We start from the raw sequence: 21,418 nt of genomic DNA, 5'->3' as shown, positions 1-21,418 counted from the left end.
CGCGTGGTGCCGCGTGTCAGCAATGCGCAGGAACGCGTGGACCTCCCGTTCCGGAACCGGGTCGGTGGACCGTCCGGTGGCGACGACCGGGACAGGTCGCCGCGCCGGCGGATCCGGGGTACGGCGTGTCCGCCGACGGTGGGGTCGGCGTCCCCACCGTCGGCGGCCACCACCGTGCCGTCACGCCCGCCCCGGGTGGGCCCGGGGTCGAGTGGGACGGGCCCGGCGATCCGCTGGCCCGGGTACGCCGCCGCCGACAGCCGGTGTGCCGGGCGCACCGGTCCGTGGTGGTACGCGCGACGGCGTTCCCGCGGGCCATGACTATGCCGTTCCGGTCCGCAGCCAGACCGCCGTGTCCGGGGGCAACAGGTCCCCGTCGAGCGGCCCGCTGGCGAGCAGGTGGTGCCGGTGCGCCGGCAGCGGCACCGGCACGTCGGACAGGTTCAGCACACAGGTGAACTGGTCACCTCGGGCGAAGGCGAGCACCCCGTCCGGAGCCTCCAGCCAGCTCATCGGGCCGTCACCGAGGCCGCTCTCGGCCCGCCGGATCCGGATCGCCGCCTGGTAGAGCGCCAGCATCGACGACGGGTCCCCGGCCTGCGCCTGCGCGGTGCGCCCCTTCCACTCCGCCGGCTGCGACAGCCACGGGCCGGCCGTCGCGCCGTCGGGACTGAAGCCGAACGGGGGCGCGTCACCGGACCACGGCAACGGCACCCGGCAGCCGTCCCGGCCCGGGTCGATGTAGCCGGAGCGCGGCCACATCGGGTCGGTACGCTGCTCCGGCGGGACGTCCACCTCCCAGAGCCCGAGTTCCTCGCCCTGGTAGACGTAGGCGGCACCGGGCAGGGCCAGCGAGAGCAGGGCCGCCGCGCGGGCCCGCACGGTGCCCAGTTCGAGGTCGGTGAAGATCCCCTCCCGCTTCTTGGCGAAGCTGAAGGTGGTGTCCTCCCGGCCGTACCGGGTGACGTGTCGGGTCACGTCGTGGTTGGAGAGCACCCAGGTGGCCGGCGCCCCGACCGGGGCGTGCGCGCGCAACGTGCCGTCGATGCTCTCGCGCAGCGCCGTCGCGTCCCAGGCGCAGCCGAGGAAGTCGAAGTTGAAGGCGGCGTGCAGCTCGTCCGGCCGCAGGTAGTTGGCGAACCGCTGCCGGTCGGGCATCCACACCTCGCCGATCAGCGCCCGGTCGCCGGGGTACTCGTCGGCGATCCGCCGCCAGGCGCGGTAGATGTCGTGCACCCCGTCGCGGTCGCGGAACGGGTGTGGCCGCTCCGGCCGGGTCTCCGGCAGCGTCCCGTCCTTGACCAGCAGCCCGGCCGAGTCGATCCGGATGCCGTCCACGCCCCGGTCGAACCAGAACCGGAGGATGTCCTCGAACTCGGCCCGCACCCGGGGGTGTTCCCAGTTGAAGTCCGGCTGCTCGGCGGTGAACAGGTGCAGGTACCAGTCGCCGGGGGTGCCGTCCGGGTTGGTGGTCCGGGTCCAGGTCTCGCCGCCGAACTCGCCGACCCAGTCGGTGGGCCGCTGGTCCCCGTTCGGGCCCCGGCCGGGCCGGAACCAGAACAGGTCCCGCTCGGGCGCGCCCGGTCCGCCGGCGAGCGCCGCCTGGAACCACGGGTGCTGGTCCGAACAGTGGTTGGGCACCACGTCGACGATGGTCCGGATGCCCAGCGCGTGTGCCTCGGCGATCAACGCCTCCACCTCGGGCAGGGTGCCGAAGACGGGGTCGATGTCCCGGTAGTCGGCCACGTCGTAGCCGGCGTCGGCCATCGGCGAGGGATACCACGGGCTGAACCAGACGGCGTCGATGCCGAGCGTGGACAGGTGACCGAGCCGGGCCCGGATGCCGGCGACGTCGCCGATGCCGTCGCCGTCGCCGTCGGCGAAGCTCCGTGGATACACCTGGTAGATCACGGCTCCACGCCACCACGGACCACTGTCTGCTGTGGACACGGGCACCTGCTTTCTGGGTCAGTACGTCGGCGGTGTGCGCCGGACCTGGATGTGTGTCGGGCGAACGGTCGGGTCCGCCGGAGATTGCGCTGGTGGCCGGTGCGGTCGGCGCCGTCGTCGGGGCCGGTCCGCTCGCCGTCCGCGGGTTCGGGGCTATCCCTTGAGGCTGCCTGTGGTCAGACCGGACATGATGTTCCGCTGGAAGATCAGGAAGACGATGACGGTCGGCAGCGCGGCGATGACCGACGCGGCGATCACCACGTTCATCGGCGTACCACCCGAGAAGGCGTAGATGCCGACGCTGACCGTCCGGGTCTCGGGCGACGGCATGACCAGCTTCGGCCAGAGGAAGTCCTTCCAGACCGCCGTCACCGCGAAGATCGAGACCACGCCGAGGATGGGACGCGACATCGGCAGGATGATCGACCACAGGGTGCGCAGCGGCGTCGCCCCGTCCATCAGGGCCGCCGCCATCAGGTCCTCCGGAATCGAGTCGAAGAACCGCTTCAGCAGGAAGATGTTGAACGCGTTCGCGACCAGGGGCAGCCAGATCGCGAACGGCGAGTCGAGCAGGTTGACGTGCAGGATCGGCAGGTCGATCACGGTCACGTACTGCGGGACGATGAGGACCATCGCCGGGATCATCAGCGTCGCCAGCATCAGGGCGAGGATCACGTTGCCGAAGATCGGCCGGAGCTTGGACAGGGCGTACGCCGCGGCGGTGTCGAGGACGAGCTGGAACACCAGGGCGCCGGCCGCGTAGTAGAACGTGTTGAACAGCAGCTTGGCGAGGTCCAAGTGGTGCCACGCGTCGGCGTAGTTCTGGAGCTGGGGATCCTTCGGGAACAGCGATGGCGGGGTCTGCGCGATCTCCTGGCCGGACTTGAGCGCGCCGGTGACCATCCAGTAGAGCGGGCCGAGGAAGACGAGCGTGAAGCCCGCCACGACGAGGCCGAGCAGCGTCCAGTAGACGATCCTGCCGCGCCCCCGCCGGAGCTGGGCGTGGGAGATGAGGGTCCGGGTGCCGGAGTCCTGTGCCATTGGTCGCCCCGTCCTAGTCCTGTTTCGCGCTCAGCCGCAGGTAGGCGGCGGAGAAGCCGGCCAGCACCACCAGCATGATCACGCCCAGCGCCGCGGCGCCGTTGAGGTCGTTCTGGAAGAAGCCGTGCTGGTAGATGAGGTACGCCACCGAGGTGGCGGAGTCCTCCGCGCCGGTGCCGTTCGCCAGGATCAGCGGCTCGATGAAGAACTGCATGGTGGCGACGATCTGCAGCATCGCCAGCAGCGCGAGGATCAGCCGGGTCTGCGGGATCGTCACGTGGCGGATCCGCCGCCAGATGCCGGCCCCGTCGAGCTCGGCCGCCTCGTAGAGTTCGCCGGGGATGCCCTGCAGCGCCGCCAGGTAGATCAGCACCGCGCCGCCCATGTTCATCCAGGTCGAGGCGATCACCATCGCCGGCATGGTCATCTCGGGGGACTGCATCCACTGCGAGGTGGGCAGGTGCAGCGCCTTGAGGATCGAGTTGAACAGTCCCGCGTCGCTGGGGTCGTACCCGTAGAACTTGAACAGGAACAGCGCCGAGGCCGGCGGCAGCATCACCGGCAGGTAGACCAGGATCCGCAGGTACCCCTTGGCGTGGCGGAACTCGTTGAGCAGGATCGCCACGAAGAACGGCACCGCGTACCCGAGCAGGAGCGCGAGCACCGTGAAGTAGATCGTGTTCTTCCAGGCCGCCCAGAAGCTGGGGTCGGCGATGATGCGCTCGTAGTTGTCCCAGCCGACCCAGGTCGTGACGCCGCGCCGGGTGCGCTGGAAGCTCATGACGACGCCGCGGATCATCGGGTACCAGGAGAAGAACGCGAAGCAGAGCACCGCGCCGATCAGGAAGGCGTGCCCGGTGAGGTTGTCTCGCACCTTGCGGCCGAGGCTCGTTCGCTGCGGCCCGGTCGGGTACGGCGACGCGGGGCGACCCGGTTCCTTCTTGCTCCCCGGGACGGTGGTGATCACCAAGGCAACTCCTGCGTGGGTCGGTGACGCCGACGGTGCGGTGCGGAGGGGGTGGGGGCCGGCGGGCCGGCCCCCACCCCGGCGGATCAGCTCTCGGCGGCGAGAAGCTTGTTGACCTTCTCTTCGGCCGTCTTCAGCAGCGTGTCGATGTTCGCGTTCGGGTTCGTCAGCACCCCGGACATCGCGGCGTCGAGCACCGCGTAGATCGCCTGCGCGTTGCGGGGCTCACCCTTGATCGGCACCGGGTTGGCCTCGAAGATCGCGAAGTTGGTGGTGTCGACGTTCGCGTTCGCCTTGCGCAGCTCCAGCTCCTGCTTCTGCGCCTCGCTGCCGTTGGCGAAGAGCAGCGGCTGGGGCAGGCCCACCGGGTAGTTCTGCGGCTTGGCCCGGACGTAGTCGAACTGGCCCTTGCCCGGCGTCAGCTTCTGGTACGCGACCCACTTCAGGCCGGCCTTGACCTGCTCGGGGGTGAGGCCCTTCTTGAAGAAGTACCCCTCGCCGCCGCCGAGCGTCCCCTTCGCCGCGCCGTCCTGGCCGGGCAGCGGAGCCATCGCCCAGTCCTGGAACTTGCCCTGGAACTGGCTGACGATCGCCTGGGTGGCGTCCGGCGCGCCGACGAACATGCCGACCTTGCCCGCGCCGGCGTTGGTCAGCAGGTCGCCCCACTGGAGCAACTGGCGGGCGCCCATGCTGTTGTCGCCGTAGCGCATGTCCTTGAGGTTCTGCAGGACCTGCTTGCCCATCGCGTTGTTGAAGTCGGCCTTCTTGCCGTCCGGGGTCAGCACCTGCCCGCCCTGCGAGTAGAGCAGGGAGGTGAAGTGCCAGCCGCCGGTGTTGCCGGCGCTGTACTCCGAGTAGCCGGCGACACCGTTGCCGAGCGCGGAGATCTTCTTCGCGGCGGTGCGGACCTCGGCCCAGGTCTTGGGCGGGTTGTTCACGTCGAGCCCGGCCTGCTGGAACAGGACCTTGTTGTAGACCAGGCCCATCGAGTAGTTCTTCACCGGGACGGCGTAGAGCTTGCCGCCGTCGCTGAAGACCTCCTTGAGCGCCGGGTCGACGCTGTCCCAGGTCGAGACCGTGTCCTTGGTCGCGTACTCGCCGATGTCCATCGCCTGACCGGAGTCGAGCACCTGCTGGAGATCGGTCATGTACCCGTAGAACACGTCGGTCACCGTGCCGCCGGCGAGCCGAGCGGTGAAGTCCGGCGGGTTGTTGCACTGCTCGCCGACGCTCACGCTCTTGACGACGATGTCAGGGTTCAGCCGCTGGAACTCGGCGACATCGGCGTTCCAGTTCTGCAACAGCTCCTTCTGGGAGCCGACCGGCTGGCAGTCGACGGTGATGGTGACCTTGCCGCCGGCATCGGTCGATGCGTCGTCGTTCTTCGTGGAGCACGCCGTGAGGCTGAGCCCCAGGCCGGCCACGAGCGCTAACGCCGCGGCCTTCCGGTACTGCGGTACGGACATCTGTCCATCCCTTCGGGAACGGGAGTCTCTATGACCTTCGCTGTTCTGCGGTGATCGTCACGGCGGCGATGCCCTGCTACGGACGGGATCCGCCCTGTGACCTGGACCCGGAAGCCGGGTGGGCGCGCGGGAGTGTGAGGCAGCTCTCTTGCTCGACATGTTTCGTGGCGATGACGATACAAAGTCGAATCGCTTCCCGCAAGAACTCGACCAAAAGTCGAAAGACTGCGACCACGACACCCGGAGCGCGCCGACCCCGCCCCGCCCGCTCCCGCCCGGCGGACGGCCGGGGCGGACCGCCGGCCGGTCCGCCCCGGCCACCCGCATCGAGGCTGTTCACAGTGTTGCCGGGACGGGGTGGAGTCGGTCAGCGATCCGACCGGCCGACCGCCCGCCACCGCGCACGTTCGAAGGCGGCGGGCGCGGCGCTCCGAGCGGCGCGGCAGGGCCGCAGGCCGTCCTCGGGGTGCAGGGTCGCCGGGGCGAGGGTCCCGCACCCGGCTCGCACCACGGCGTCGCCGACGGCCGCTGCCGACCCGGCCCGGGGCGTCAGCGTGCCCAACCCGGCCGACCAGCGCACCCGGCCGGCACCCCACCTCGACCGGGCCGCCGACCGTCAACGCAACGGTGCGGCATGTTCTTGCAAGAAAACGACTGGAACTTGCAGCGCGGGGTTCAGGCCCCGTGCGCGAACAGCGCCAGGCGTACCCGGTTGGAACTGTTGGTCTTGGTCATCAGGCTGGTGATGTGGGTCTTGACCGTGGTGACGCCGATGTGGAGCCGGTCGGCGATCTCCGTGTTGGACAGCCCCTCGGCGACCAGTTCGAGCACGTCCCGCTCGCGTCCGGTGAGCGCCTGGGCCGGCCGGGGCGGCCCGACGCGGGCGTGCACGGCGCGCTGGACCAGTCGGCGCAGCACCTCCGGGCTGAACGGACTGTCCCCCGCGGCGGTCCGCCGGACGCCCGCCAGCAGGTCGGCGGGCGACGCGTCCTTGAGCAGGAACCCGTGGGCCCCGGCGGACAGCGCCGGATAGAGGTGGTCGTCGTCGCCGAACGTGGTCAGCACCAGCACGCGGGTGGCCGGACGGTCGGCGAGGATCCGGCTGGTCGCGGTGATCCCGTCGACGCCGGGCATGCGCAGGTCCATCACCACCACGTCGGGGACGAGCCGCGCGGCGAGGGAGATCGCGTCGCGGCCGTTGTCGGCCTCGCCGACGACCTCGAGGTCGGGCTGGGCGTCGCAGAGCATCCGCAGCCCCGCGCGGATGAGGTGCTGGTCGTCGACCAGCAGGACGCGGATCACGCCGACCCCGACGCGGGCGTCCGGCCGGCGGCCTCGGGTTCGCGGGCGGCCGGCGCGGGGGCACCGGCCGGCGACGCGCCGCCCGGCCCGGGGGCCGGTGCCGGGAGGACGGTGCGCACCCGCCAGCCGGCGCCGGCCGCACCGGCCTCCAACCGGCCGCCGAGGACCTCGACGCGCTCGCGCATGCCGGTGAGGCCGTGACCGCCGCCGGACGGCACGGCCGCGGGCGCCCAGCCGCCACCGGTGTCGGCGACCTCCCAGTGCACGGCCCCGTCGACCACCGCCACCGTCAGGCGCGCCAGCGCGGAGCTCCCGGCATGCTTGGCCACGTTGGTCAGCGCCTCCTGGGTCAGTCGCAACACCGCCAGCCCGCGAACCGCGTCGAGGGAACCGACCGCCGGGTCGATGTCGGCCTCCACGGTGACGCCGGCCTGGCGGGCCCGGTCGACCGCCGTGCCGAGTGCCGCCGGAAGCGCCGACGGCTCGATCGCGGTCAGCGCCGCGTCGCCGCGTACCCCGTCGGGGTCGCGCAGCACCGCGACGAGCCGGCGCAGGTCCGCCAGGGCCGCCGCCCCGGTGGCGTGCACGTCGTCGAACACCTCGCCCACCTGCGGGTCCAGGTCGGTGAGCACATGTCGGGCCACCCCGACCCGCAGCACCATCGACGCCACGTGGTGCGCGACCATGTCGTGCAACTCGCGGGCGATGGCGCTGCGTTCGTCGGCGCGGGCGGCACGGCTCTCCGACTCGCGCCGACGCTGCTGCTCCGCCGCCCGCTGCTCGGCCTGCCGGCCGAGTTCCCGGCTGGTCCGGACGACCAGGCCGAGCAGCAACGGCACGCCGACCTCCACGGTCAGCCCGAAGATGCCGGAGAGGAACCGGCCGAGCGGATCGCCGATCGAGTTGACCAGGTCGACCGTGACCAGCAGCCCGGCGGCCAGCCAGACCGTCCGGGGCCGGCGCGCCCACATGGTCAGCTCGACGAGCGCCCAGCTCGCGCCCACCTGGTTGATCGTCGTGTCGTCGATGACGCAGATCGCGACCGTCAGCAGCGCGGCCTGCCCCAGCATGTTGACCAGCGGCCGGCGGTGGAACACCAGCGCGACGGCGAACGCGACCGCCGCGAGGAGCCACTGGGTGGCCGGCTGCGAGCGCCCGGCGTGCGGGCTGAAGAGCAGGTAGCCGACACCGCTGAGGTCGAGCAGCAGCATCCGCACGAGGGAGGCCCGCGCGTCCAACAGTCGCCCCGCCCACCCCACGGGATCAGCCTAGGGGCTCAGGCGCGGAGGCAGAAGCGCCCGGCGGACGCGGCCACCTGGTCCGGACCGCCAGGTAGCCGGCCAACCCGAGCGGGCCGAGCAGGATCGTCAGCACCAGCACCGGAGCCATGACCAGCGGAGGCACCCCCCGTTCCCGGCTGTCGAGCCAGGCCCACCGGCCGACGAACAGGTCGAACGCGATCAGGTGCGCCCAGGCCGCCGCCGTGCCGTCGGCGGTGCCGAGCAGGTCACGCACGCCGTCCAACGTCGGCGACAGTACGGCCGGCAGCACGGCGCCGAGCGCCGGCAGCACCAGCATCGCGTAGATCGCCACGACCGGCAGCACGATCAGCGGCGACCTGATGATCCGGAGGGTCCGGGACCAGCGGGGCAGCAGGATCATCAGCGCCCAGAACGGTGCGGCCACCGCGAACGTCAGCGTGAACAGCGTCCCGCTCACGCGGCCAGCGCCGGGTCCGGGCCGGGACGGCGGGCCAGGACCGCGCCGGCGGCGATCCCGGTCGCGACCAGCAGGGCCGCCACGGCGGCCAGGGTGAGGGCGTCCGGACGCAGCAACGGCTGACCGCGCAACGCCTGCCAGGTGAACAGCATCGTGAGTACACCGTAGGCGCCGCCCGCGACGGTCAGCAGCCGCCCCCGGGTGCGCTCGTCCAGCCGGCCGCCGAGGAACCGGTTCGCCAGCACCGCCAGGACGGGCAGCACCTGGAGGGCGTGCAGTCCCACGAAGTGCCCGATCCGCAGGTCCCCGCCGGTGGTGCTCCAGCCGACCAGCGGCAGCCCGGCACCGCCGTCCGGCACACCCACGCTGTGCGCCCCGCCGATCCCCTCGATCCCCGGGTTCTGGCCGGGCAGCACCATCGGCACCGCCACCAGCATGCCGAGCAGGGACAGTCCGAGCGCCAGCCGGACCGCGCCCGCGGCGACCCGGTCCGGCACCGGCTGCCGCAGCACCACGATCCCGATGACGAAGTGCGCGGCGAACAGCACCATGATCGACGCGCCCATCGCCTCCCACAGGGCGGCGTTGAACGGGGTCGTCTCGTTGAAGTGGCTGGTCGTGCCGCGCAACACCTGCCCGACGATGATCACCATCTCGACCACCGACATCGCGACGATGACCGTGCCCGCCCACTCCGCGATCCGGCTGCGTCCCGGCAGCAGGGAGAGCATCCAGGCGAGGGTGGTGCCGTACAGCACGAAGGACACGGAGAACTTGAGCGGCTTGAGCCAGATCGGCACGCCGGTGAGAACGCGTGGGTCGGCGAGGACACCGACCGCGCTGACGACGGCGAGCACCGCCATCGCCGACACGAAGACCATCAGGGGGCGGTGCCAGTGTGCCGCCCGGCGCAACGTAACAGTCATGCCTGTAGATGCTGGTCACGCGGCCTGCGGACGGCGTCCGACCGTGGGTCCCGATTGCGGCCGGCGGTCGGAGCGGGGACTCCTACCCGGGGAGGAGACGCGACGCTCACACCATCGGAATCCCACCGTCCACTGTGTTCTTTGGCACATCCGCACCGCGCCCGGTCCGCCCGCACACCGGAGACGGCATCCGCCGTCCGGTGTCGCGTCGCGTTGTGTCCACATTCGCGCAATGTCAGCCCCGACAATCGGTGCGCCGGATCGTTTCCGCTCGGGCCGGAGTCGCTCCCGCCGTACCCGCCGGCCCGCGCCTCAGGCCACCCACCCCGCTGTTGACCAGTGCAAAGAATGTGCAAGTGTCGAACTGATGATTGGCGGGTAGTGCCACACCGGACAGACCGGTAGGGTTGGGCACACATCGGCGTCGGCCAGCAGCGCTTGGCCGCCGATGCCTTTGGTTTGACCATGATTGGATACAACTTGGCGCACAAACAGGCCGACCGCGGGAACGTCCACCGCGGTCCGGATGATCACGGTCAGCCAACTGCGTCGAGTCGACGCGGTCAACCGCAGTCGATAAAGCGACGCGTCATCCGGCTGGTGCTCATTCCCAGTGTCGTCGCCCTGGTCATCTGGCTCGTCGCCTCCGGATACCTCATCTTCCAGGGCTTCTACAATCGCCAGGTCGCCATCAGCGTCCGACAGGTGTCGATCCCGGCGGTCTCCGCGCTGGCCTCGATTCAGCAGGAACGGCGACTGAGCGTCAGCTACCTGACCCAGCCGTCCAGGGACCTGGACAAACTGCTCGACCAACGGCAACAGACGGATCAGCGGGTGGCCGCCCTGCGCCCCGCCGCCACCTCGGCGTTGGCCAATGCGCCGGAGTCCATCACGTCGCGCTGGGCGACGCTGACGGGCTTCCTGGAGGAACTGCCGAGCGTACGGAGCACCATCGATTCCCGGTCGGCCAGCGGGCAGACGGTCTACGATTTCTACAACAAGCTGCTCGATGCGGCGACGAGCCTGTTCGACACCCAGGCGCGAATCGTCCCCGATGTCACGGCCGCCCAGGGCGGCCTCGCGGCCACCGAGGCTTTCCGGGTCAGCGACCTGATGTCCCGGGCCGGATCCACCATTGACGGCGCCTTCGGCTCTCGTACGCTCAGCCAGCAGGACCATCTCGATTTCACCAACCTGGTGGGCGCCTACCACGCCGGCCTGACCAACGTCGCGCCCCACCTGCAGGCGGACGCCCGCCAGCGCTACGAGGCGATCATCGCGAGCGACTCCTGGAAGCAACTCGTCACCGCGGAGAACGCCCTGGTCAGCAGCGGCCCGTGGCGTGCCGGCGCACCGCGCGGGCTGGATGTCAGCAGGTCCCGCTGGGAAGCCCTCACCCGCCAGGTCTCCGACGACCTGATCGACCTGACCGTCATCCAGGCCGACCGGGTCTCGGCCCAGACGCTGCGCACCGGCAGCACCCAACTGTGGACCGCGTCGCTGGGCAGTCTGCTCGCGCTGTCCATCGTGGTCGCCGCGATTCTCTGGGCGATCCGGCAGTCGCAGATCCTCGTGGACCGGGCCCTGTCGGTCCGGCTGGCGCAACTCGGCCGGGACGCCGCCGCGGTGGTGGACCAGCGACTCCCGGCCATGATGGACCGCCTCCGCCGACGCGAGAAGGTCGACCTCGCCGTGGAGCTGCCACTGCAGGAGTACGGCACCGACGAGATCGGCCAGGTCGCCGAGGTCATCAACCGGTCGTTGCAGGCCGCGGCGGGCGCGGCGGTCGACGAGGCGAAGACCCGGGCCGCCGGCATCGCGATGCTGATGGGCGTCGCGCGCCGTCCGCAGCGCCCGCTGCAACGCGGCCTGAAGGTCATCGAGGACCTGCAGAACCGGATCGGCGACGAGAAGTTGCTGGCGGAGCTGTTCGACATCAACCATCAGCTCACCCAGACCCGCCGCTTCCTGGAGAACCTCGTCATCCTGGCCGGTGGGCAGATCGGCCGGCGTTTCCAGAACCCGGTGCCGGTACGGCGGGTGCTGTTGGCGTCGTTCGCGGAGGCGCAGCAGTACCAGCGGATCACCCTGCGCAGCGCGCCCGACGTGGCGATCGTGGGACCGGCCGTCGCGGGAACCATCCACCTGGTGGCCGAGTTGCTGGACAACGCGCTGGCGTTCTCGCCTCCCGAGACGACGGTGTGGGTCACCTGCATCGAGGTCAAGCGCGGCATCGCGGTGGAGATCGAGGACGCCGGCGTGGGCATGCGGGCCGAGGCGCTGGAACGCGCCAACGAGTTGCTGGCCACTGCGCCCACCCCCGACGTGACGGCGCTCAAGGACGGCGCGCAGGTCGGCCTGCACGTCGTGGCGGAGCTGGCCAAGCGGGACGGCATCCAGGTGAGCCTGCGGGCCTCGGCGTACGGCGGTCTGCTGGCGATCGTGCTCCTGCCCGACCGCGTCATCGCCACGGACCCGGCCATCGTCGACCTGGACCGCACCGACCCCGGTATCGTCCCGCCCGGGACGGCCGCCCTGGCCATGGCGCGCGCCGGCACCGGCGGCTCGTCGGGCGGCGGCCGGCCGGAACCGCGCCCCGCCAACGGGGCCAGGGTCGCCGGGGCCGTGGCGACCGTATCGAGCGGATCGGTCCAGGCGCCGGCCGAGCCCCACACCGCCGGGGACCGACGGCCTGACCGCATCGGGGGCAGCATGACCGAACTACCGGCGCAGCGCGGCGCGATCCGTGGTGACGCGCCCAGCCCACCGGTCGCCACCCGCCCGCCACTGCCCCATCGGCGGCCCCAACAGCACATCGTGCCCGAGCTGCGCGACGACGGCATGCCCGGCGCCTCCGACACGACGGAGGTGGGCGTGCGGTCGCCCGAGGAGGCCCGGGACCGGTTCGCGAAATACCAGAAGGGTTGGGCCGCTGGCCGGGCGGCGAACAACGGGGAACCAGCAGGCAGCGACGACCAAGGCAGGAAAGCATGACCAACTCGGCATCGCAGAACGATCTGACCTGGATCCTGGACGATCTGGTGGAGGTTCCTGACGTTGTCTACGCGGTTGTCCTGTCCACCGACGGGCTGATCGTGCAGAAATCCACGTCGCTCCCCCAGGACCCCGGCGAGTTGCTGGCCGCCGGCGCGTCGTCCCTGCACAGCATCGCCGCCGGGTTGGGCCGGCGCTTCGACAGCGGGCCGGTGCAGCAGGTCATCATCGAGTACCAGAGTCGGACCCTGTTCGTCGCCGCCGCCGGGCAGAACGCCCGGCTGGCCGTCCTGTGCGAACAGTCCGTCGACATGGGGACGGTCGCGTACGAGATGAGTCGCCTGGTGACCCGCATCGGCGACTACCTCGGCTCGGAGGCGCGGCTGGATCCCGCGCTACTCAGCGACCGACCCGGGCAGAGACCGTGACGTACGACGTATGGGACGGCGACGACGAGGCGGAGGCTGGCCGGCTCGTCCCCCTGTACATTCTCGTCAACGGGCGTACGAGCCCCCGGAACACCGACCTTGACCTGGCCACTCAGGTGATCGCCCTGCCGGCCGAGACGACCCGGTTGGAGCTGGAGTACAAGGAGATCCTCGGTCGGTGCGCCAACTGGATCTCCATCGCCGAGATCGGCGCCTACCTGCACCGCCCGCTCGCCATCACGAAGGTGATGGTCGACGTGCTGCACGAACAGGGGTTCCTGGACATCGGCTCGCCGGCGCAGGAGAAGATCGCCGACCGTCGGCTGCTGGAAACGGTTCTCGCTGGCCTCCAGAGGATCTAGACAAAGGGACTGATACACGTGGATCGGAAATCGGTGAAGGTCGTCGTGGCGGGCGGCTTCGGCACCGGCAAGACCACCCTGGTCGGATCGGTCAGCGAGATTCCGCCACTGGTCACGGAGGAGGTCCTGACCCAGGCCAGTGTCGGGGTGGACGACATCACGGGCGTCGAGGGCAAGGGGAGCACGACGGTCGCGCTGGACTTCGGGCGCATCACCATCAGCCCCGACATCGTGCTGTACCTGTTCGGCACCCCGGGCCAGGACCGGTTCTGGTTCATCTGGGACGAGCTGGCCCAGGGCGCGGTGGGCGCGATCGTGCTGGTCGACACCAGAAGGCTCGGCACCAGCTTCCCCGCCGTCGACTACTTCGAGCGGCGCGGCATCCCCTTCGTCGCCGCCGTCAACCGCTTCTACGGCGAGTGCCCGTACAGCGAGGAGGAGATCCGCGCCGCGCTGGAGCTGGATCCGAGCGTGCCGCTGCTGTGGTGCGACGCCCGGGACCGGGCGTCGAGCAAGCAGGCGCTGATCGAACTGGTCCAGCACGCCCTGTCCCGGCTGCCCGTCGACCGTTGAGCAGCCCCGCGACGGCCACGGCCCGGTGCGTCACCGGGCGCACCGGGGCCAGGCCGTCGCGGGTGCCGGTCAGCCGCCGCTGCCCGGTGCCGGGATCTGCGCCAGCCGCACCTTGAAGTGCCGCAACAGGGGTGGCGACGAGACCACCCGGTAGCCGGGGACCCGCTCCGGATCCTTCGCGATGTCGGCGAGGACCTCGGCCACGTACTCGAAGTGCGTGTCGGTGTAGACCCGGCGCGGGATGGCCAGGCGCACGAGTTCGAAGGGCGCGGGGGTCACCAGCCGGTGCTGGTCGTCCATCCCGCCCAGGTAGAGCGATCCCAGTTCGGCGCAGCGGATGCCACCGTCGAGATAGAGCTGGCAACCCAGGGCGTGCCCGGGGAACTCCCCCGGCGACAGGTGGGGCAGCAGCCGGCCGGCGTTGAGGTAGAGGGCGTGGATGCCCGCCGGCTGGACGGTGTCCACTCCGGCGTCGTTGACCAGCCGGGCCAACCGGGCGGTGGAGGCGGCCCGCGCCCGCAGGTACGCGGGGTCGACCACCTCCCGCAACCCCTGCGTGAGCCGTTCGAGGTCGTGACCGGCCAACCCGCCGTAGGTGGAGAACCCCTCGGTGGCGATCAGGTTCGCCTCGCACCGGGCATGCAGGTCGTCGTCGCGGAGCCCGATGAATCCACCGATGGCCGACAGGCCGTCCTTCTTGAGACTCACCACGCAGCCGTCGGCGAGCTGGAACGCCTGGGCGGCGATCTGCCGGGGCGTCCAGTCCCGGTAGCCCGGCTCCCGCTGGCCGACCAACCAGGCGTTCTCGGCGAACCGCGCCGCGTCCAGGAAGAACGGCACCCGGTGGCGGCGGCACAGCTCACCCACAGCCGCGAGGTTGGCCATCGACACCGGCTGCGCGCCGAGGCCGTTGTTGGTGATGGTCATCAGGACCAGCCCGACCCGGTGCCCCTCCGGCCCGGTCAGGGTGCGCTCCAGCGCGTCGAGGTCGATGTTGCCCTTGAACGGGGCCGCGCTGTCGAGATCGAACGCCTCCGGGCACGGTAGGTCGCGCGCCTCCGCGCCGGCCAGCTCGACGTTGGCGTGGGTGGTGTCGAAATGGGTGTTGCTGATGCAGATCTGGCCGGGCTTGAGCAGGCTGGTGAACAGGATGCGCTCGCCGGCCCGGCCCTGGTGGACCGGCAGGATACGCGGATATCCGGTCAGGTCGTGGACCTCGTCGCGGAACCGGAACCAGGACCGCGCCCCGGCATAGGACTCGTCGCCGAGGGCGGCGGCGGCTTCCTGCGCGGCCGAGGTGGCGCCGGTGCCGGAATCCGAGAGCAGGTCGACGGTGATCTGGTCGGCACGCAGGTTGAACGGGTTGTAACCCGCCTCCGCCAACGCCTGCTGACGTTCCGCCGCGGTGAGGAAGGGGATCGGTTCGACCACCTTGATCCGGTAGGGCGGCAGCATCTCGCGCATGTCCACGGCCACAGTTCGCTCCTTGAGGGGAATCAGGGGTGTCCTGCTGGAGAACGGCCGGCCGGGCCCGCCACCGCGGTACCGTCCGCCGTCACCCGCCGCCGCAGCGGCGGACTCACCTGGTACGCCTCGGCGGACAGGTAGACGGTGACCCCCGGTCGGGGCGCGCCCAGCCGCAGCGAGACGTGCGGGATCAGCCCGACGCCGTCGCGCAGCGGCCGGTGCGCCACCGCGTCGAGCGCCCGATCCAGCTCCGTGCTGTCGAACCCGTAGCGGGCCAGCACCGTCGCCACCCGGTCCCGGGCCTGCTCGTCGTCGTCGACGTAGCCCCGGATCGGCACGTAGATGCTGTACCCGACCGGCCGGTCCGCGCCCTCGGTGAGGGTGTAGCTGCCGACCAGTGGGAGGCCGTCGAAGCGGCTCCGGCCGCCGCCGGCCAGCGCGCAGAACTCGGCGATCGCCGTCGGGTCGGCGTCGTCGACCACGCTGGCCGCCCGGATGACGTCCCACCCGTCGGCGTCGTGGTGGGTCAGGTACAGCTTGACCCGGGCCTGCGGCCCGTCGAGCAGGTCGAGGGCGAAGAACGTCAGCCGGTCCCGGCGACCCAGTTCGCCCGGGCGGATGCCGTGGTCGAGCATCGCCTGGTACGACGTGCCCAGGCCGAGTCGGCGCAGCGCCTCGGACACCAGGGCCGGCGCCCGCTCGACGCCGTTGAGCTCCGGATTGAGGTAGACCTTGAACTCGGGTCGACGGCCGCTGCGGAACACCAGCGAGCACCAGAGCCCGAACGCGCCCTGCGGGTCCTCGGTGGCGAACAGGTCCCGCACCGAGTCCAGCCGGGACGTCGACAGGCCGGCCCGGCGCGCCTGCGTGTCGAGGAACCGCTGGGTGGCGGACATGTTGGCCGGCCCGCCGGGCGGCGTCCCCAGCGTCTCGCCCAGGATCCGCAGGGTGGGCGGCTCGGCCTCGTTGAAGGCGAGGGAGAACTCCACCGGAGTGTGATCGTCGGCGATGTTGGACGGCCAGGTGGGGGGTGCCGACAACGGGCGCGGGCCGGCGGAGCCGAGCAGGTCCCGCAGCAGTTCCAGCGGCCCGGCCGGGTCGGTCCGGGCGACCTCGCACAGGCGTCTGAGCTGACCGCCCACATGGTCGGCAAGGGACACCTCGCCCATCAGTTCCCCTCCCGATCACGCCGGCCGGACAAACGAGACCATAGGGATCATGTAGCAGCAAGGTCAACATCGGTTACAACTTGCAACTACATACCGGGGCCAAGGGTGGCAGATCACCTCGACATATCACCGTGGGTAACCTGCCGGACACGCGATTCATCGCCGGAAACTGAGTGGATATTCAGTACCGCCCGACGGGGGTCGACTCACCCCACCGCCCGGGACGGCACCCCGGGGCACCGCCACGGACCGGCCCGCCCCACCGCACCGGTGGGACGGGCCGGATGGCGTGCCGGTCAGGGAATCAGCCGCTGGAGGTCCCGGGGCATGCCCGACTTCACGTCCTGCCACTCACCCTGGGTGACGTGCCGACGCAGGGTGTCCAGCACCACCTGCGTCACCCGCGCCGGGCCGCCCGCCACGTCGTACGGGAAACCCTGCCGGACCTCGTAGAGGAAGTCGTCGCGGTTCAGCTTGATCGGCACGTTCTCCGGCTGCCAGCCGTCGAAGTAGATGCCCCGCACCAGCACCGGCAACTGCGCGGCGAACTCCGCGCACTCCTGCACCGTCATCCGGTCACGCAACAGGTGCAGGACGGTCCGCAACGCCGCGTACGACTGGTTGCGCTGCTCCCTGGGCCAGCCGTACGCCTGCTCGATGTCCTTGAGGATCTGGTTGGTCTTGTCCACCGAGGACTCGATCGCCGACATGAACGTCTCAGCCATCACGCCACCCCCCTGCGTCGGTCTCCCACCGCCGGTCGTCGTCGCGTCGCGGCGGCCCCGACGGGCCCCGCCGCCGCCGGGCCGGACTGCCGACCCGGCCGGGCCGCGCCGGCCGGTGGGTGTCCCCACCCGAGCCGACGACGTGCAACACGGCGCCCCGCCGTGGATCCGCCACCACCCGCACCGCCATCTCCGGTCACCTCCGTACCGTCCCGGGTTCACCGGCCACGTCGGCGGCCGGCACCCTCCAGACTGCGCGGCGGCGGGGTGAGCCGGCCTCGCCCGATCGGGGTGAGCCAGGCCCCGCCGGGTCGAACGGGTCCAGACCTGCTCGTACGCCTGGGCCGGCAGGTCGGCCGGGTAGACGTTGCGCTTCGCGGTCTCCGGGCGCAGGTGCCGGTAGAGCGCGGAGGCCCGGGTCGCGGCGGCCGGTCACCGGTCAGGCGGCCCGCCGCTCCCGGTTCTGCTTGCAGGCCACGCAGGCGGTGGCCGACGGGAAGATTTCCAGGCGCTCCACCGGGATCGGCGCCGAGCAGCCCTCGCAGAAGCCGTAGGTGCCCTCTTCCAGCCGGGTCAGGGCGTGCTCGAACTGGGCTCGCCGGTCGAGGATGGTACGCAGCAGGGACTGCGCGGTGTCCCGCTCGGCGGTCTTGGTGCCGCTGTCGGCCTGGTCGTCGCCGGCGGTGTCGCCGACCTCCACCAGCCGCAGCACGTGGCTCTGCGCGACGGCCTGCTCGTACTCCGCGGACAGCTCGTCGTAGCGGGCCTGCAGGGAGGTCCGGATCTGGTCGACCTCCACGGCGGAGCGGGCGGTACCGACGGTGTCGTGGACGAGCATCGCTGCCTGCCTTTCCTTGACCGGGTGTCCGGGGCGGGCACGCCCGGGACGTAGCGGCACGGGCGGCTCACCCGTGCCTTGTGAGCCGGGCGATTACCCACCCTCGCCGAGGCGCAAACCACCGATTTTTCGGGGTCAGTGACCGGTTTCGTCCCGCTCCACCAACGCCGGGTGGCGGGGGTCGTCGGCCCGGACGACCACGTCGGCGAAGGAGTCCGGGGCCACCTCGTCGGCGTACCGGGTGAAGGCCGCGAGGGTCCACTGCTCCGCCGGGTCGGTACGGCGGGCCAGCGCGGCCGGGGAGAGCGCGAGGTGCACGGTGACGTCGAACGGCAGTCCCCCACCGAGCAGGAGCGCCCCGCTGACCAGCAGCACCGCGCCGGGCGGCAGGTCGTGGTACGCCGCCCGGCTGGCCCGGTCGGTGGCGGCGTCCCAGAGCGAGGGCAGCACCCGTCCGGTGCCGCCGGGGCCGGCCGGGTCGAGGACCTCCCGGCGCAGGCCGGCCTCGTCGGTCCAGCCCTCGTAGTAGGCGTCGGGGTTGGTCCGGCCGTGTTCGTAGCGGACCGAGGCGGGGCGGAGGAAGTCCTCGGCGCGCAGGTGCAGCACCGGGCGGCCCCGGGCGCGCAGCGGGTCGACCAGGGCGGCGGCCAGCCGGTCCGGGGCGGCGGCGGGCGGGCCGTCGATGGCGACCCGCAGGCGGGCCGGCATCCCGGTCCCGTCGGTGGCGGGCGTCCCGGCCCCGCCGGGGACGGGCACGGGGGTGGCCGCGAGGATTCGTTCGGTCAGCTCGGTGACGAGCAGGTCGGGCGAGATGGGTCGGACGCGCATCCGACCATGGTGCCCCGGCCGGTGGCGGCCGGCGTGGCGGCCGGCTCAGCCGGTGCGGTCGATGGTGACCCGGGCGTCGTCGGCGAGCCGGTAGCCCACCCCGTAGACCGTGGTGACCAGCGGGACGTCGACGCCGACCTTGCCGCGCAGCCGGCGTACGTGCACGTCCACGGTGCGGACGCCGGCGTGCTCGTAGCCCCACACCGCGTTGAGCAGTTGCAGCCGGGTGAACACCCGGCGCGGGTGGGCCACCAGGTGCAGCAGCAGGTCGAACTCCAGCCGGGTCAGCGGCAGCGGCTCGCCGTCGCGCAGCACCGACCGGGACGAGGCCAGGATGTGCAGGGCCGGGATGGTGGAGGCCAGGGACCGGGCCGGGGTGCGGCCGGCCGGGACGGCGTCGGGCCGGCGCTCGGCCGGGACGCCGGTGGTGGCGACGGTGCCCTCACCGCCCTCCAGCATCTCCCGGGCGGCCTCCAGCAGCCGGCGGGCCGGCGGGGTGAGGGTCTCCTCGCAGGCCAGCGGGATGGACAGGGTCACGGTGAGCACGGGGGCGACGGTGTTCGCCGGGCGTCGCTGGCCGCCCGGGGGTCGACCGGGGACCGCAGGCTGGGACGTATGCCATCCGGCGCGCGACGATGCGGGGCTGACCGACATGGTCCTCCTTGGCTGGTCCGGGTATCTCCCCACGGCCCGGGACGCCGCTGCATCGATGCTTCCCGGCCCCCGGACGAGGGTCAAGGGGCAGCCGCGTTGCATGAATGTGACAATTGGCGAACACATCGCAGCCGAACCCTCGCTCTGCGTACGAGCCAGATGATTACAGCAGAAGCGTCGGGATGCCCCGGTACGGGGGTACCCGCCCCCGTTCACCTTGGCCGGCGCACCGTGGCGCACCCGCTGCGACCAGTCGGGTGCGCCACGGGTGGACGGCTGGTCAACGGAACCGGTCGACCCGCACCCGGGCCTCGTCGGCGAGCCGGTAGCCCACCCCGTACACGGTGGTCACCAGGGGTGCGTCCGCACCGAGCTTGGCGCGCAGCCGGCGTACGTGGACGTCCACGGTACGGGCGACGGCGTGCTCGTAGCCCCAGACGCTGGAGAGCAACTGGAGCCGGGTGAAGACCCGGTGCGGGTGCTCGGCGAGGAAGAGCAGCAGGTCGAATTCGATGCGGGTGAGCGGGATCTCCCGGTCGCGGTGCCGCACCACCCGGGAGCCGGCGAGGATCCGCAGGGTGTCCGGGTGGTCGTCGGCCGGCGTCGGCTCGCCGGTCACCGGCGCCGGCCGGGAGGCCGGTAGCGCCGACACCAGCCGGGGCCCGACCGGCTCGGCCAGCCGGACCACCCCCTCCCCCGCCTCGGCCAGCTCGCCGAGCAGGTCGACCAGGCGGGCCAGCCGGGGCGTCAGCGGCCCGGCGGTCAGGTCGAGGGTGATGGTCAGCGACGGCGCGGACCGGGGCCGGTTCGGTACCGCCCGGTCGGGACGGCCCGGCGGGTGCGGACGCGGGTTGAGGGCGACGAGGGACATGGGAGCCTCCTGTGATGGCGGTGCGTCCGCCACACCCGGTGGGGGGCGGCGGTCAGTGCGGCGTCCGGCCGGCGGTCACCGGCGGCGCGGTGGACGGGGTGCGGTGCGGCGGGGTCGGGCCGAGGGTGGGCAGGCCGGCGATCCGCCAGGCGACGAAGCCGCCGACGACGTCGGTGGCCCGGTGCAGGCCGAGGTCGTGCAGGGCGGCGGCGGCCAGCGACGAGGTGTAGCCCTCCTGGCAGATCACCACCACCGGCAGGTGGTAGCCGACCGCCTCGGGCAGCCGGGCCGGGCAGCGCGGGTCGAGCCGCCACTCCAGCACGTTGCGCTCGATGACCAGAGCGCCCGGCACGGTGCCGTGTGCGGCCCGCTGGGCGGCCGGCCGGATGTCGACCATCAGGGCACCGCCCCGGTACGCCAGGTGCGCCTGCTCCGGGTCGAGCCGGCGCAGCCGGGCGCGCGCCTCGGCGAGGATCTCGTCGATGCCACGCGATCCCGGCGGCGGCACGGGACAGCTCTCGGTACGGGTGGTGTGCTGCGGCATCGTCGCGGTCCTTCCATGGGCGAGCCGGCGGGCGGGGACAACGGGGCCGGGCGTCACCAGGAGACGCCGGCGCGGGCCACCTCGGCGACCCGCAGGTGGCCGTCGACGAGGCGGTAGTGGGTCATGTGCCGCAGCGCCGGCCGGTAGACGTGCACGCTGACCGCGGGCTGGTCGCTCCGGTTGGTCACCTGGTGCACGTGGCGGGGGCCGAACCGGCGGCCGGCACCGGTGGCGAGGCGGTGCGGACGCAACCGGCCGCCGGAGACCGTCTGCTCGGTCAGTTCACCGGCGACGACCAGGAACGCCCCGGAGGAGCCACCGTGGTCGTGCAGGTCGGTGCCCTGGCCGGGCAGCCAGCTCAACGCCCAGACCTCGTGGTCGTCGGTGGCGGTGAGCCGGGCGTACCACCGCTCGGCGCGGTCGAAGCGCAGCGGCACGGCCCAGGCGGCCGGGTCGGCGTACCGGCCGGCGACGGCGAGCAGGTCGGTGGCGTGGGTGCTGGTCATGGCTACTCCTGTGCTGGCGCGTTCACCACCACTCTAGACTGTAAAGCCTATAGGTTTAGTAGGTAATACCGGATGCTGGGACGCTGAG

Annotated in this window: 21 protein-coding genes and 1 pseudogene; 4 read left to right on the top strand and 18 right to left on the bottom strand. The window is 71.9% G+C overall.

The annotated features are described in order from the left end of the window. Positions 1-321: 321 nt before the first annotated feature. The 8 genes from ACIQG9_RS23260 to ACIQG9_RS23225 form a co-directional block, all read right to left on the bottom strand. Positions 322-1,950 (bottom strand): glycoside hydrolase family 13 protein, encoded by a 1,629-nt coding sequence (locus ACIQG9_RS23260; protein WP_400405957.1) that lies wholly within the window; start codon positions 1,948-1,950, stop codon positions 322-324. Positions 1,951-2,103: 153 nt separating this feature from the next. Next, a complete protein-coding gene (locus ACIQG9_RS23255; RefSeq protein WP_400405955.1) occupies positions 2,104-2,991 on the bottom strand; it encodes a carbohydrate ABC transporter permease in 888 nt (295 codons plus the stop codon). 13 nt (positions 2,992-3,004) lie between these two features. Next, a complete protein-coding gene (locus ACIQG9_RS23250; protein ID WP_400405953.1) occupies positions 3,005-3,961 on the bottom strand; it encodes a carbohydrate ABC transporter permease in 957 nt (318 codons plus the stop codon). An 83-nt stretch (positions 3,962-4,044) separates the two neighbouring features. Continuing rightward, positions 4,045-5,424 (bottom strand): ABC transporter substrate-binding protein, encoded by a 1,380-nt coding sequence (locus ACIQG9_RS23245; RefSeq protein ID WP_400405951.1) that lies wholly within the window; start codon positions 5,422-5,424, stop codon positions 4,045-4,047. Positions 5,425-6,099: 675 nt separating this feature from the next. Further along, on the bottom strand, positions 6,100-6,726 hold the full coding sequence (locus ACIQG9_RS23240; protein ID WP_400405949.1) for a response regulator: 627 nt from the start codon (positions 6,724-6,726) through the stop codon (positions 6,100-6,102). Continuing rightward, positions 6,723-7,937 (bottom strand): sensor histidine kinase, encoded by a 1,215-nt coding sequence (locus ACIQG9_RS23235; RefSeq protein ID WP_400405947.1) that lies wholly within the window; start codon positions 7,935-7,937, stop codon positions 6,723-6,725. Before ACIQG9_RS23235 ends, ACIQG9_RS23240 begins: the two co-directional genes overlap by 4 nt. 52 nt (positions 7,938-7,989) lie before the next feature. Further along, the gene (locus tag ACIQG9_RS23230; RefSeq protein ID WP_400405945.1) at positions 7,990-8,445 is read right to left on the bottom strand and encodes an ABA4-like family protein; all 456 of its coding nucleotides are present in this window, start codon (positions 8,443-8,445) and stop codon (positions 7,990-7,992) included. Continuing rightward, on the bottom strand, positions 8,442-9,371 hold the full coding sequence (locus tag ACIQG9_RS23225) for a hypothetical protein (protein WP_400405943.1): 930 nt from the start codon (positions 9,369-9,371) through the stop codon (positions 8,442-8,444). Before ACIQG9_RS23225 ends, ACIQG9_RS23230 begins: the two co-directional genes overlap by 4 nt. Positions 9,372-9,971: 600 nt before the next feature. Here ACIQG9_RS23225 and ACIQG9_RS23220 point away from each other — a divergent pair. The 4 genes from ACIQG9_RS23220 to ACIQG9_RS23205 are packed head-to-tail and all read left to right on the top strand — an operon-like array spanning position 9,972 to position 13,728. Then, positions 9,972-12,365, top strand: coding sequence for a nitrate- and nitrite sensing domain-containing protein (locus ACIQG9_RS23220; protein WP_400405941.1), 2,394 nt, complete (start codon positions 9,972-9,974; stop codon positions 12,363-12,365). Continuing rightward, on the top strand, positions 12,362-12,793 hold the full coding sequence (locus ACIQG9_RS23215; protein ID WP_400405939.1) for a roadblock/LC7 domain-containing protein: 432 nt from the start codon (positions 12,362-12,364) through the stop codon (positions 12,791-12,793). Before ACIQG9_RS23220 ends, ACIQG9_RS23215 begins: the two co-directional genes overlap by 4 nt. After that, entirely contained in the window at positions 12,790-13,155 is a 366-nt protein-coding gene (locus tag ACIQG9_RS23210; RefSeq protein ID WP_400405937.1) for a DUF742 domain-containing protein, read from the top strand. The genes ACIQG9_RS23215 and ACIQG9_RS23210 overlap by 4 nt, the downstream gene beginning before the upstream one ends. An 18-nt stretch (positions 13,156-13,173) precedes the next feature. After that, positions 13,174-13,728, top strand: coding sequence for a GTP-binding protein (locus tag ACIQG9_RS23205; RefSeq protein ID WP_400405935.1), 555 nt, complete (start codon positions 13,174-13,176; stop codon positions 13,726-13,728). Between the two features lie 69 nt (positions 13,729-13,797). On the opposite strand, the gene ACIQG9_RS23200 is transcribed toward ACIQG9_RS23205, so the two are convergent. From ACIQG9_RS23200 to ACIQG9_RS23155, 10 genes and pseudogenes are all read right to left on the bottom strand, one after another. After that, the gene (locus ACIQG9_RS23200; protein ID WP_400405933.1) at positions 13,798-15,204 is read right to left on the bottom strand and encodes a tryptophanase; all 1,407 of its coding nucleotides are present in this window, start codon (positions 15,202-15,204) and stop codon (positions 13,798-13,800) included. Between the two features lie 20 nt (positions 15,205-15,224). Further along, on the bottom strand, positions 15,225-16,364 hold the full coding sequence (locus ACIQG9_RS23195) for a tryptophan dimethylallyltransferase family protein (RefSeq protein ID WP_400405931.1): 1,140 nt from the start codon (positions 16,362-16,364) through the stop codon (positions 15,225-15,227). Between the two features lie 296 nt (positions 16,365-16,660). After that, positions 16,661-17,089: a DUF2267 domain-containing protein gene (locus ACIQG9_RS23190; protein ID WP_400405929.1), complete on the bottom strand. Its 429-nt coding sequence runs from the start codon at positions 17,087-17,089 to the stop codon at positions 16,661-16,663. Between the two features lie 315 nt (positions 17,090-17,404). Next, positions 17,405-17,509 (bottom strand): annotated as a pseudogene (locus ACIQG9_RS23185) (DUF72 domain-containing protein); the annotation flags it as partial. A 19-nt stretch (positions 17,510-17,528) separates the two neighbouring features. After that, a complete protein-coding gene (locus ACIQG9_RS23180) occupies positions 17,529-17,927 on the bottom strand; it encodes a TraR/DksA family transcriptional regulator (protein WP_400405927.1) in 399 nt (132 codons plus the stop codon). Positions 17,928-18,062: 135 nt separating this feature from the next. Further along, complete coding sequence (locus tag ACIQG9_RS23175; protein WP_400405925.1) at positions 18,063-18,755, bottom strand: uridine kinase; 693 nt, start codon at positions 18,753-18,755, stop codon at positions 18,063-18,065. A gap of 45 nt (positions 18,756-18,800) precedes the next feature. After that, positions 18,801-19,409: a winged helix-turn-helix domain-containing protein gene (locus tag ACIQG9_RS23170; protein ID WP_400405923.1), complete on the bottom strand. Its 609-nt coding sequence runs from the start codon at positions 19,407-19,409 to the stop codon at positions 18,801-18,803. Positions 19,410-19,689: 280 nt separating this feature from the next. Further along, the gene (locus tag ACIQG9_RS23165; protein WP_400405921.1) at positions 19,690-20,280 is read right to left on the bottom strand and encodes a winged helix-turn-helix domain-containing protein; all 591 of its coding nucleotides are present in this window, start codon (positions 20,278-20,280) and stop codon (positions 19,690-19,692) included. A 52-nt stretch (positions 20,281-20,332) separates the two neighbouring features. Then, positions 20,333-20,824 carry a rhodanese-like domain-containing protein gene (locus ACIQG9_RS23160; RefSeq protein ID WP_400405919.1) on the bottom strand — a complete coding sequence of 164 codons (492 nt, stop codon included), beginning with the start codon at positions 20,822-20,824 and terminating at the stop codon, positions 20,333-20,335. Between the two features lie 53 nt (positions 20,825-20,877). Then, on the bottom strand, positions 20,878-21,330 hold the full coding sequence (locus ACIQG9_RS23155; RefSeq protein WP_400405917.1) for a cysteine dioxygenase: 453 nt from the start codon (positions 21,328-21,330) through the stop codon (positions 20,878-20,880). Between the last annotated feature and the right edge of the window lie 88 nt (positions 21,331-21,418).

Source organism: Micromonospora sp. NPDC092111, assembly GCF_044755745.1.
GTDB lineage: Bacteria > Actinomycetota > Actinomycetes > Mycobacteriales > Micromonosporaceae > Micromonospora.
Note: the sequence above shows the minus strand (reverse complement) of the source record. Positions and strands in the feature narration are given on the sequence as shown.

Coding starts and splice junctions, on each gene's coding strand:
- ACIQG9_RS23245 (WP_400405951.1), bottom strand. CDS start 5,424: ATGTCCGTACCGCAGTACCGGAAGGCCGCGGCGTTAGCGCTCGTGGCC.
- ACIQG9_RS23255 (WP_400405955.1), bottom strand. CDS start 2,991: ATGGCACAGGACTCCGGCACCCGGACCCTCATCTCCCACGCCCAGCTC.
- ACIQG9_RS23155 (WP_400405917.1), bottom strand. CDS start 21,330: ATGACCAGCACCCACGCCACCGACCTGCTCGCCGTCGCCGGCCGGTAC.
- ACIQG9_RS23175 (WP_400405925.1), bottom strand. CDS start 18,755: ATGCGCGTCCGACCCATCTCGCCCGACCTGCTCGTCACCGAGCTGACC.
- ACIQG9_RS23215 (WP_400405939.1), top strand. CDS start 12,362: ATGACCAACTCGGCATCGCAGAACGATCTGACCTGGATCCTGGACGAT.
- ACIQG9_RS23165 (WP_400405921.1), bottom strand. CDS start 20,280: ATGTCCCTCGTCGCCCTCAACCCGCGTCCGCACCCGCCGGGCCGTCCC.
- ACIQG9_RS23170 (WP_400405923.1), bottom strand. CDS start 19,409: ATGTCGGTCAGCCCCGCATCGTCGCGCGCCGGATGGCATACGTCCCAG.
- ACIQG9_RS23195 (WP_400405931.1), bottom strand. CDS start 16,364: ATGGGCGAGGTGTCCCTTGCCGACCATGTGGGCGGTCAGCTCAGACGC.
- ACIQG9_RS23160 (WP_400405919.1), bottom strand. CDS start 20,824: ATGCCGCAGCACACCACCCGTACCGAGAGCTGTCCCGTGCCGCCGCCG.
- ACIQG9_RS23190 (WP_400405929.1), bottom strand. CDS start 17,089: ATGGCTGAGACGTTCATGTCGGCGATCGAGTCCTCGGTGGACAAGACC.
- ACIQG9_RS23225 (WP_400405943.1), bottom strand. CDS start 9,371: ATGACTGTTACGTTGCGCCGGGCGGCACACTGGCACCGCCCCCTGATG.
- ACIQG9_RS23180 (WP_400405927.1), bottom strand. CDS start 17,927: ATGCTCGTCCACGACACCGTCGGTACCGCCCGCTCCGCCGTGGAGGTC.
- ACIQG9_RS23235 (WP_400405947.1), bottom strand. CDS start 7,937: ATGCTGCTGCTCGACCTCAGCGGTGTCGGCTACCTGCTCTTCAGCCCG.